Origin of the sequence: Archangium gephyra, from assembly GCF_042230915.1 — a bacterium.
GTDB classification, from domain to species: domain Bacteria; phylum Myxococcota; class Myxococcia; order Myxococcales; family Myxococcaceae; genus Archangium; species Archangium gephyra_B.
Genome location: NZ_CP102578.1, coordinates 11569029 through 11577500 on the forward strand (window position 1 = coordinate 11569029; position 8472 = coordinate 11577500).

8 protein-coding genes and 2 rRNA genes (1 of these 10 cut by a window edge) are annotated in these 8472 nt (G+C 65.9%); 4 read left to right on the plus strand and 6 right to left on the minus strand.

Annotation, left to right across the window (positions count from 1 at the left end; translation table 11 throughout):
• Positions 1–176 precede the first annotated feature (176 nt).
• Positions 177–374 carry a hypothetical protein gene (locus NR798_RS45775; protein ID WP_375768951.1) on the minus strand — a complete coding sequence of 66 codons (198 nt, stop codon included), beginning with the start codon at positions 372–374 and terminating at the stop codon, positions 177–179.
• Positions 375–560: 186 nt separating this feature from the next.
• On the opposite strand from NR798_RS45775, the gene NR798_RS45780 reads away from it, so the two are divergent.
• A complete protein-coding gene (locus NR798_RS45780) occupies positions 561–986 on the plus strand; it encodes a hypothetical protein (RefSeq protein WP_375768952.1) in 426 nt (141 codons plus the stop codon).
• Between the two features lie 29 nt (positions 987–1015).
• Here NR798_RS45780 and NR798_RS45785 read toward each other — a convergent pair whose 3' ends face one another.
• A complete protein-coding gene (locus tag NR798_RS45785) occupies positions 1016–2971 on the minus strand; it encodes an ATP-binding protein (protein WP_375768953.1) in 1956 nt (651 codons plus the stop codon).
• A 246-nt stretch (positions 2972–3217) separates the two neighbouring features.
• On the opposite strand from NR798_RS45785, the gene NR798_RS45790 reads away from it, so the two are divergent.
• Entirely contained in the window at positions 3218–3565 is a 348-nt protein-coding gene (locus NR798_RS45790; RefSeq protein ID WP_375768954.1) for a putative signal transducing protein, read from the plus strand.
• A gap of 220 nt (positions 3566–3785) precedes the next feature.
• A complete protein-coding gene (locus NR798_RS45795) occupies positions 3786–4697 on the plus strand; it encodes a tetratricopeptide repeat protein (RefSeq protein ID WP_375768955.1) in 912 nt (303 codons plus the stop codon).
• Positions 4698–4824: 127 nt separating this feature from the next.
• On the opposite strand, the gene NR798_RS45800 is transcribed toward NR798_RS45795, so the two are convergent.
• On the minus strand, positions 4825–5121 hold the full coding sequence (locus tag NR798_RS45800) for a hypothetical protein (protein WP_375768956.1): 297 nt from the start codon (positions 5119–5121) through the stop codon (positions 4825–4827).
• 60 nt (positions 5122–5181) lie between these two features.
• Between NR798_RS45800 and NR798_RS45805 the strand changes: the two genes are divergently transcribed.
• On the plus strand, positions 5182–5385 hold the full coding sequence (locus NR798_RS45805; protein ID WP_375768957.1) for a SlyX family protein: 204 nt from the start codon (positions 5182–5184) through the stop codon (positions 5383–5385).
• A gap of 30 nt (positions 5386–5415) precedes the next feature.
• Here NR798_RS45805 and NR798_RS45810 read toward each other — a convergent pair whose 3' ends face one another.
• From NR798_RS45810 to NR798_RS45820, 3 genes are all read right to left on the minus strand, one after another.
• Positions 5416–5862, minus strand: a complete 447-nt coding sequence (locus tag NR798_RS45810; protein WP_375768958.1) for a hypothetical protein — start codon at positions 5860–5862, stop codon at positions 5416–5418.
• 201 nt (positions 5863–6063) lie between these two features.
• Positions 6064–6180, minus strand: a 5S ribosomal RNA gene (rrf, locus tag NR798_RS45815).
• A 167-nt stretch (positions 6181–6347) separates the two neighbouring features.
• Positions 6348–8472: ribosomal RNA gene (locus NR798_RS45820) — 23S ribosomal RNA — on the minus strand; it runs 844 nt beyond the window's last position.

The following is an 8472-nucleotide window of genomic DNA, read 5'->3' on the forward strand; positions in this document are numbered from 1 at the left end:
CGGACACTTGGGAGCCCCGAACCCAAAGAACGCCCCCACCCAAAAACCCCCAGAGGAGGAACCCACCCCTCTCCCCTCGGGAGAGGGACGGGGTGAGGGTATCGAGGGCCGAGGGTTCCCCAAGCGGAAGCCCCACTCGGGAGCCCGGAAGCGCCCCTCAGCCCCCCAAGTCGAAGTCAGCGCTTGGTCTCACCGGGAGGAGACCCGGGCATGGAGCCGCCGGAGGAGGAGGAGCCCCCGCTGTCGGCCTGGCGAGAGGGGTGGGCGTCGTTGTTGGGGTTCTTCTGATTGGACCTGTTGTCGCGGTCCTGCTTCTGGGCGGGGTTGTTGGGGTTCTTGACGTTGGAGCGCTGGTCGTTGGGGTTGTTGGGCACGGTGCGAGACCTCCGAGAGCCGGGCGAAAGGCCCGGGGAGGGGCAAAGTAGGAGCGAGGGGTGGGGATGGCACCGGGCCGCTGGGGAGGGAGAGTGTCGGAAAGGGGGCGAGGAGGCTGCGGAGGAGCGGGGGCGTGACTACCTCCAGAGGGTGGAGCCCGTAGGCCGAGCCGGTGGAGGTGGAGCGTGAAGACGGTGACGTACGAGCGCAGCGGGAGGACGAACACGGGGGCGCAGGCGGTGCGGGTGGAGGGGCTGAGACACCTGCGGGTGCTGGAGCAGGGCGAGACGGTGGTGGAGAGGGCGCTGACGGAGGACGAGATCGAGCGCCTGGGGCCGCTGGTGGAGGAAGCGGAGAGGCAGCCGGCGCCGGCGGTGGTGGAGCCGGTGGCGGGGGGCCCGAGGGGGATGGCGGTGAGCCTGGCGTTCGAGGACGAGGAGACGCCGCGGGTGAGGCTGGAGGCGCACGCGGGGCAGAGGGCGCGGGGAGCGGGGACGCCGTACGACGAGTTGCTCACGGAGCTGGACGAGCTGCTCACGGAGGAGTTGCACCTGAAGGCGCCGAGGCACGCGCACGCGGTGTTGCCGCACGAGCTGCGTCAGGAGGAGTAACGCCCTGCCCCGCCGGAGCCCGGAGGCGCTCAGGCGGAGGCGTGGGAGACGGCGTCTTCGCGGGAGCTGGGAGGAGGCTCGAGGGGGAGGACCACGGTGAAGGTGGCGCCCTGGCCGGGCTGACTCTCGACGCGGATGTCGCCGCCGAGCGACTCGACGATCTGCTTGACGATCCACAGGCCGAGGCCGAAGCCGCCGTAGTGGCGCTCGGAGACGGCGCGCTCGAAGCGCTGGAAGATGCGGGCCTGGTTCTCGGGGGCGATGCCGATGCCGTAATCGCGCACGGTGAGGCGGGCGAGGCCGCCGTCCTGGACGACGCGCATCTCGACGGGCTGGTTGGCGCCGTACTTGATGGCATTGGAGAGCAGGTTGGTGACGACCTGTTCGAGGCGGAGGCGGTCCCAGCGGCCGACGACGGGGGAGTTGGCGTGGAGGACGAGGGTGCAGCCGGCGCCGGCGGCATCGGCTTCGGCGCGGGTGACGACGTCCTGGAGCAGCGCGGAGAAGTCGACGGTCTCGCGCTCGAGGGCGAGGCGGCCGGCGCGGATGCGGGACACGTCGAGCAGGTTGTTGACGAGCTGGTGGAGCCGCTCGGCGGGGCGGCGGGTGGCCTCGATGCGCTTGCGGGCCGGGTGGGGCTGGCCGTTGTCATCGCTCTCGGGGAGCGAGCGCCACAGCAGCTGCAACTGGAGCTGCAGTGAAGTGAGCGGCGTCTTGAGCTCGTGGGAGGCGACGGAGAGGAAGTCGTCGCGGATCTGGAGGGCCTTCTGCAGATCGGACGCGAGCGCCTCCACCTCGCGGCGGGCGAGCACCTGCTCGGTGACCTCGGCGCACAGGCCCATGGTGCCGAGGATTTCCCCGGCGTGACCGCGCCAGGGCTGCCAGGTGAGGTCGAAGTACTTCACCTCGGGGTGGCCGGTGCCGGAGAAGTCGGCGCGCAGGGGCACCTCGTGGCCGGTGAAGGGGGTGCCCTTGCGGTAGACCTCGTCGAGCAGGTGGAGGAGGTTCGGATCGAGCCCGGAGAAGGACTCGCGGACGGAGCGGCCCGGGGAGAGGAGCTCGCCGACGAGGGTCTGCCCGAGCGGATTGACGAGCTCGACGACGTGGTCCTCGCCGCGGGTGAGGCAGATGGCGACGGGGGCCTGCATGAAGAGGGTCTCGAGACGTTCGCGCTGGGCCTCGGCCTCGAGGAGGGCGTCGTGCTCGCGGGCGAGGAGCTGGGCGTGCTCATGGTCCTCGCGGTAGCGGGCGGAGATGTCGCGGAAGACGATGACGGTGCCGAGGGAGCGGCCCTGGGGGTCGGAGATGGGGGCGAGGGTGTGCTCGATGGGGAGCTCGGCGCCGCTCTTGGAGAGGAGGAGGGCCTGGTGGCCGAGCTGGATGGGCCGGGAGGCGTCGGGGACGAGGCGGGAGGAGTCGAGGGGCTCGCGGGAGGAGGGGTCGACGAGGCGCAGGACGCGGGCGAGGGGCTGGCCGATGGCATCGTGTTCGCGCCAGCCGGTGAAGTAGGAGGCGACGGGGTTGATGAAGCGGACGAGCCCATCGGGGCCGGTGGTGAGGACGGCGTCGCCGATGCTGCGCAGGGTGGTGGCGAGGGTCTGCCCCTGGGCCAGGGCGGAGGCGCGGGCGGCGTGGGCCTCGTGGAGGAGGAGGCGGACGCGGGAGGCCACCAGGGTGAGCAGGGCGGAGACGCCGGTGAAGAGGGCGCTGGTGATGAGGTGGTGGGAGGAGGGGCCGGAAGGGCGGAAGAAGAGGGAGGTGAGGACGAGGGAGAGGGTAGTGGCGAGGGCGCCGGGCCCATGGCCGCCGAGCCAGGCGGCGAGGAGGATGGAGGAGAGGAAGAGGAAGTAGGGCGAGGGGGCGAGCCAGGGGGCGAGGAGCCACTGGAGGGAGAAGGCGAGGCCGGGGAGCAGCAAGGCCAGTCCATAGCGGGCCCAGGGGGGCGAGCCATGGGGCTGGGACGAGCTGCTGGGGAGGAAGGCCACGGCGTCTCCGAGGGGAAGCGACGGGGGGACGGAATCCGGCAAGGGATAGATGGAGGAACGCCGTGAGGGAACCGGAGAAGTCCCCTCTCCTTCCCGAGTGAGTTGGAAACCGATCACATGAGCCCCCCTGCGCCTGGACAGTGTACCTGCCTGGCCGAGGAGCGAGCCAGGGAGGGAGGCGCGAGGCACGAGAGGGGGCCCGAGGGCGGGTTGCGGGCGAGGAGGAGCCCCGACTAGAGAGGTCCCATGAAGCGAGTGAGGTTTTCAGTGCACCGGACGGCGGGGGAGGCGCGGCTGCGAGCGGGGTTGCTGACGGGCTCGGGGTTGTCGGTGGAGGTGCGAGGGGAGGCCCTGGCGCCGTTGAGCGGGGAGATTCCGAGCACGGAGACGTGGGTGGAGTTGTGGGTGCCGGAGGAGGAGGTGGAGAGGGCGAAGGAGCTGTTGGAGGAGGTGGAGGGGGACGAGGAGAAGGCGGCGAGGGAGGTGGAGTGCCCGGGGTGCGGGGAGGAGAACCCGGGGAACTTCGAGCTGTGTTGGAGCTGTGGGGAGGAGTTGCCGGAGACGCCGAGGCCGCGGCTGAGGGCGGTGTCGTGAGGGGATGAGCCTGGCTGATTGGTCCTGGCACCGGGTGTCGGGCATTGACCAGGGGAGCGGGCGGGGGGCGCTGCGGAGCGGGAGGCGAGTCCCTTAGAGTCGAAGGGACGTGCTGAACGTACCGCCCACCGAAGAGACCGGGGATCGCCGAGGTCCCGAGCTGTCGCCCGAAGAGCCGCGGGAGCCGGGAAGGCCGCGCCATTGGTGGCTCGAGCGGGGGATGAAGGGCGCGCTGATCGCCTGCCTGGTGGCGTTTGGAATCCACCTCATCCCGCTATTCCTGCCGAGGAACATGCCGGAGCAGGATCTGGAGATCGCGCGGGTGATGCAGGACGCGGGGCAGCGGGCGCGGCTGCTGAAGAACCTGAAGGAGAACCCGAAGGCGACGGGGGCGAACCTGAGGGAGGCGGCGGAGCTGGTGAGGGAGGGAGCGCCGCTGGACGCCTACGAGTTGGCGAAGGAGGCGGAGAGGAGGGAGCCGGGGGAGGTGGAGACGCAGCTCTTGCTGGCGCGGGTGTGCCACGGGCAGCGGATGAACCGGTGCGAGGAGGAGTCGCTGGCGAAGGCGGAGGCGCTGGCGCCGGGAGATCCGAGGGCGGCGCTCTTGAGAGGGGACTTCGCGGAGAGGGATGGGGACGTAGGGGGAGCGCTGAAGGCGGTGCAGGAGGCGTACGGGAAGGCGCCTGGGGAGGTGCGAGTGGGGGTGAGGTACGGGAGGCTGCTGAGCGCGGCGGGCCGGGGAGAGGAGGCGATGGAGGTCTTCAGGAAGCTGGAGGGGGTATTGGGGAGGCCGAAGCTCTGGATGGAGGAGGGGCTGGTGAGGGCGGCGCAGGGGAGGATGAAGGAGGCGAAGGAGCTGTTCGGGAAGGTGGTGGAGGAGGAGCCGGGGATGGTGATGGGGCACTACCACCTGGGGATGGCGGCGTACCGGTTGGGAGAGGTGGAGGAAGCGGAGAGGGAGTTGAGGGAAGCGGATCGCCTGGACATGTCGGACATGAGAGCGCTGGCGGCCCTGTGTGAGATTCAAAGACAGACAGGGCGGCTGGACGACATGAGGGCGACGCGGATGGATCTGGAGAGACGATTTCCGGAGCGGATGGAGGCAGTGAGGAGCGCCTGCCGCACGCCGTAACGCGCCCAATCACACCCAATTTCCCCTCGCCCTTCGGGAGAGGGACGGGGTGAGGGTATCGAGCATCCCAGGTTGAACCCGAGTCAACGCCCTCTCCCTCTGGGAGAGGGTTGGGGTGAGGGTCAGCTCACTCGGGGATGCCGCGGATCTGTCGGAGCAACCGAGCGGCGGCCTTGACCTCGGCATCAACGGACCCATTGGCGATTTCAGTCCGGACGACAGCCTGGAGGAAGGGAACGGCCTCCGCGTCGCGGCCCTCGGAGACCAACAAGTCGCCCAGAGCCATGCGAGCGCGAGTGAGCATGACGAGGTCCTCGGCCTGGACGGAGGCGTCGATGGCATCGCTCAAGGCGGACTCGGCGAGCTCGGGCCGGCCGCGCTCGAGGAGCTCACGGGCGCGAAGGAGGTGGCGGGAGGCATCCATGGGGGGCACGGGGAAGGCGGCACGGGACAACGAGAGTGGGGCCGGGTTATCCCAGGGGGTATGGAAGACGAGTCGCGGATCGTGGAGTTGGAGCTGCGCTACATGCAGCAGCAGGAACTGCTGCAGGAGCTGAGCGAGGTGCTGTACGCCCAGCAGCGCGAGATGGACGCGCTGAAGGCGGAGGTGGAGCAACTGAAGAAGAAGCTGCAGGACGAGCCGGGCCTGGTGGACGCGAGGCAGCACGAGAAGCCGCCGCACTACTGAGAGCGCGTCCGGACCAGGCCCGATGGGGAGCTAGAAACGCCAGCCGAGGCGCAGACCGACATGAGGCCTGGGCTGGAGGTAGCCGATCTCGAGACCGAAGCTGACGGAACGGCCCTGGTAGCCGAAGCCGAAGGCGCCGTGGGCGCGGAAGACATCGCCCTCGAAGAAGATCCACGGGCCGCCGAGGACCTCCACGTAGAGGGGGGTGCGCCTGGGGTTGAAGCGGAGGCTGAGGTCGAGGGGGACGCCGAGGCTATTGGGTGAGGTGGTGAGGAGGGCGCCGAAGCGGGTGCCGATGGAGAGGGGGCCGACGAAGACGAAGTCGACGGTGCCGGTGAGGTGGAAGAAGGCGCCGGTGTCGATCTGGTAGTCGCCGCCGAGGGTGAGCCGGAAGTCAGCCGCCTCGGCGCGCTCCGGGGCGAGGAGGACGGCGAGGGCGAGGAGACCACCGAGGACGGGACGCAGCAGCTGCTTCATGGGCGAGGCGCTCCTGGGACTTGAAGGGTGGAACACCAATCAAGCAAGCCTGGAGAGGCATCGCCAGCGCGAAGATGAAAAGGATGTCGCGCAGGGGACTGCTCTGCGGAAAGACACACGCGGAGCAGAGAAATGAAGGAGCCCGCAAAGGCGAAGGCCCCGAGTCTTCACGAATGTGAGGACTCGGGGCCTTCAAAAAAAATCCGGCAGCGACCTACTCTCCCGCGCGGTTTCCCGCGGAGTACCATCGGCTCTGGAGGGCTTAACTTCCGTGTTCGGGATGGGAACGGGTGGGACCCCTCCGACATAGCCACCGGAAAACATGTGACGCGTGCATACAAAGGGTAGTTTTCAATTTCTAGCTGGAGAAGCTGGTGCCTTCTTCCGGGCCCGGCGCCGCTCTTCGGGAGCGCGCTCGGGGCCTCGACCTTGGACTCGAATCCCCCGCTCCTCCCCGGTGGGGTGGAGCTCGTGAGAGATTGAGGTAAAGTAAGCCGCACGACCAATTAGTACCGGTTAGCTCAACGCGTTACCGCGCTTACACACCCGGCCTATCAACGTCGTAGTCTTCGACGGGTCTTCAGGGGCTTGCGCCCGGGATACCTGTTCTTGAGGTCGGTTTCCCGCTTAGATGCTTTCAGCGGTTATCCAATCGACACATGGCTACCCAGCGATGCCTCTGGCGAGACAACTGGTACACCAGCGGTGTCTCCAACCCGGTCCTCTCGTACTAAGGTCAGAGCCTCTCAAGTATCCTACGCCCACAGCAGATAGGGACCAAACTGTCTCACGACGTTTTGAACCCAGCTCGCGTACCGCTTTAATTGGCGAACAGCCAAACCCTTGGGACCTGCTCCAGCCCCAGGATGCGATGAGCCGACATCGAGGTGCCAAACCTCCCCGTCGATGTGAACTCTTGGGGGAGATAAGCCTGTTATCCCCGGAGTACCTTTTATCCGTTGAGCGATGGCCCTTCCATTCAGGACCACCGGATCACTATGACCTGCTTTCGCACCTGCTCGACCTGTCGGTCTCGCAGTCAAGCTCCCTTATGCCATTGCACTCGACGCCCGGTTTCCAATCGGGCTGAGGGAACCATCGCGCGCCTCCGTTACATTTTGGGAGGCGACCGCCCCAGTCAAACTACCCACCAGACAGTGTCCCAACTCCCGATAAGGGGGCATGGTTAGACACCAGAATCCGACAGGGTGGTATTTCACCGTTGCCTCCACCGAACCTAGCGGCCCGGCTTCAAAGGCTCCCACCTATCCTACACAGTCGAACCCTAGTGTCACTGTCAAGTTGTAGTAAAGGTTCACGGGGTCTTTCCGTCTTGCTGCGGGTAAACTGCATCGGCACAGCTATTTCAATTTCGCTGAGTCCCTCTCCGAGACAGTGCGGAAGTCGTTACTCCATTCGTGCAGGTCGGAACTTACCCGACAAGGAATTTCGCTACCTTAGGACCGTTATAGTTACGGCCGCCGTTTACTGGGGCTTCGGATCATCGCTTCGCCTTGCGGCTGACGAATCCCCTTAACCTTCCAGCACCGGGCAGGAGTCAGACCCTATACGTCGGCTTCTTGCCTTCGCAGAGTCCTGTGTTTTTGGTAAACAGTCGCTACCGCCATTTCTCTGCAACCTCTCTCGGCTTCGGCTGTACGCCTACACCTACCAGAGGCCCACCTTCTTCCGAAGTTACGGTGGAAATTTGCCTAGTTCCTTGGAGGAGAGTTCTCTCAAGCGCCTTAGGATTTTCTCCTCACCCACCTGTGTCGGTTTGCGGTACGGACACCCTGTAGACTCCCCGCGGAACTTTTCTTGGAAGCCGAGCATCAACGACTAATCCCTTGCGGGACGCCATGGGGTCTCGGGGATAGCTGCCGCGCCTTTTCATCGTACGCGACACCCCTACGCCTTTGGACTGGCACAACCACCGGCCAGCTCGTCTAGCTTTCTCCGTCCTTCCTCGGTTCAACGTCTACAAGATGGCGCAGGAATATTAACCTGCTTTCCATCACCTACGCCTTTCGGCCTCGGCTTAGGTTCCGGCTAACCCTGGGAAGATTAACTTGACCCAGGAAACCTTGGGTTTACGGCGAGGGGGTTTCTCACCCCCTTTATCGCTACTCATTTCGGCATCAGCACTCGCAACCACTCCAGCAGCCCTTGCGGTCTACCTTCGCCGTAGTTGCAACGCTCCCCTACCACTGCATGCGCCTGACGCATGCAATCCGAAGCTTCGGCGCTAGTCTTGAGCCCCGTTACATTTTCGGCGCGGCCTGTCTCGACCAGTGAGCTATTACGCTTTCTTTAAAGGATGGCTGCTTCTAAGCCAACCTCCTGGTTGTCAATGACCTGCCACATCCTTTCTAGTGTTCACTTAGACTAGACTTGGGGGCCTTAGCTGTCGGTCTGGGTTATTCCCCTCTTGCCAATGGACGTTATCACCCACTGACTGCTTCCCGGGCTAACAATTACTGGCATTCGGAGTTTGGTACGGTTTGGTAATCTGGTGAGACCCCTAGCCGTTCCAGTGCTCTACCTCCAGTATTGAATTACCCAAGACGATACCTAAATATCTTTCGGGGAGAACCAGCTATCACGGAGTTT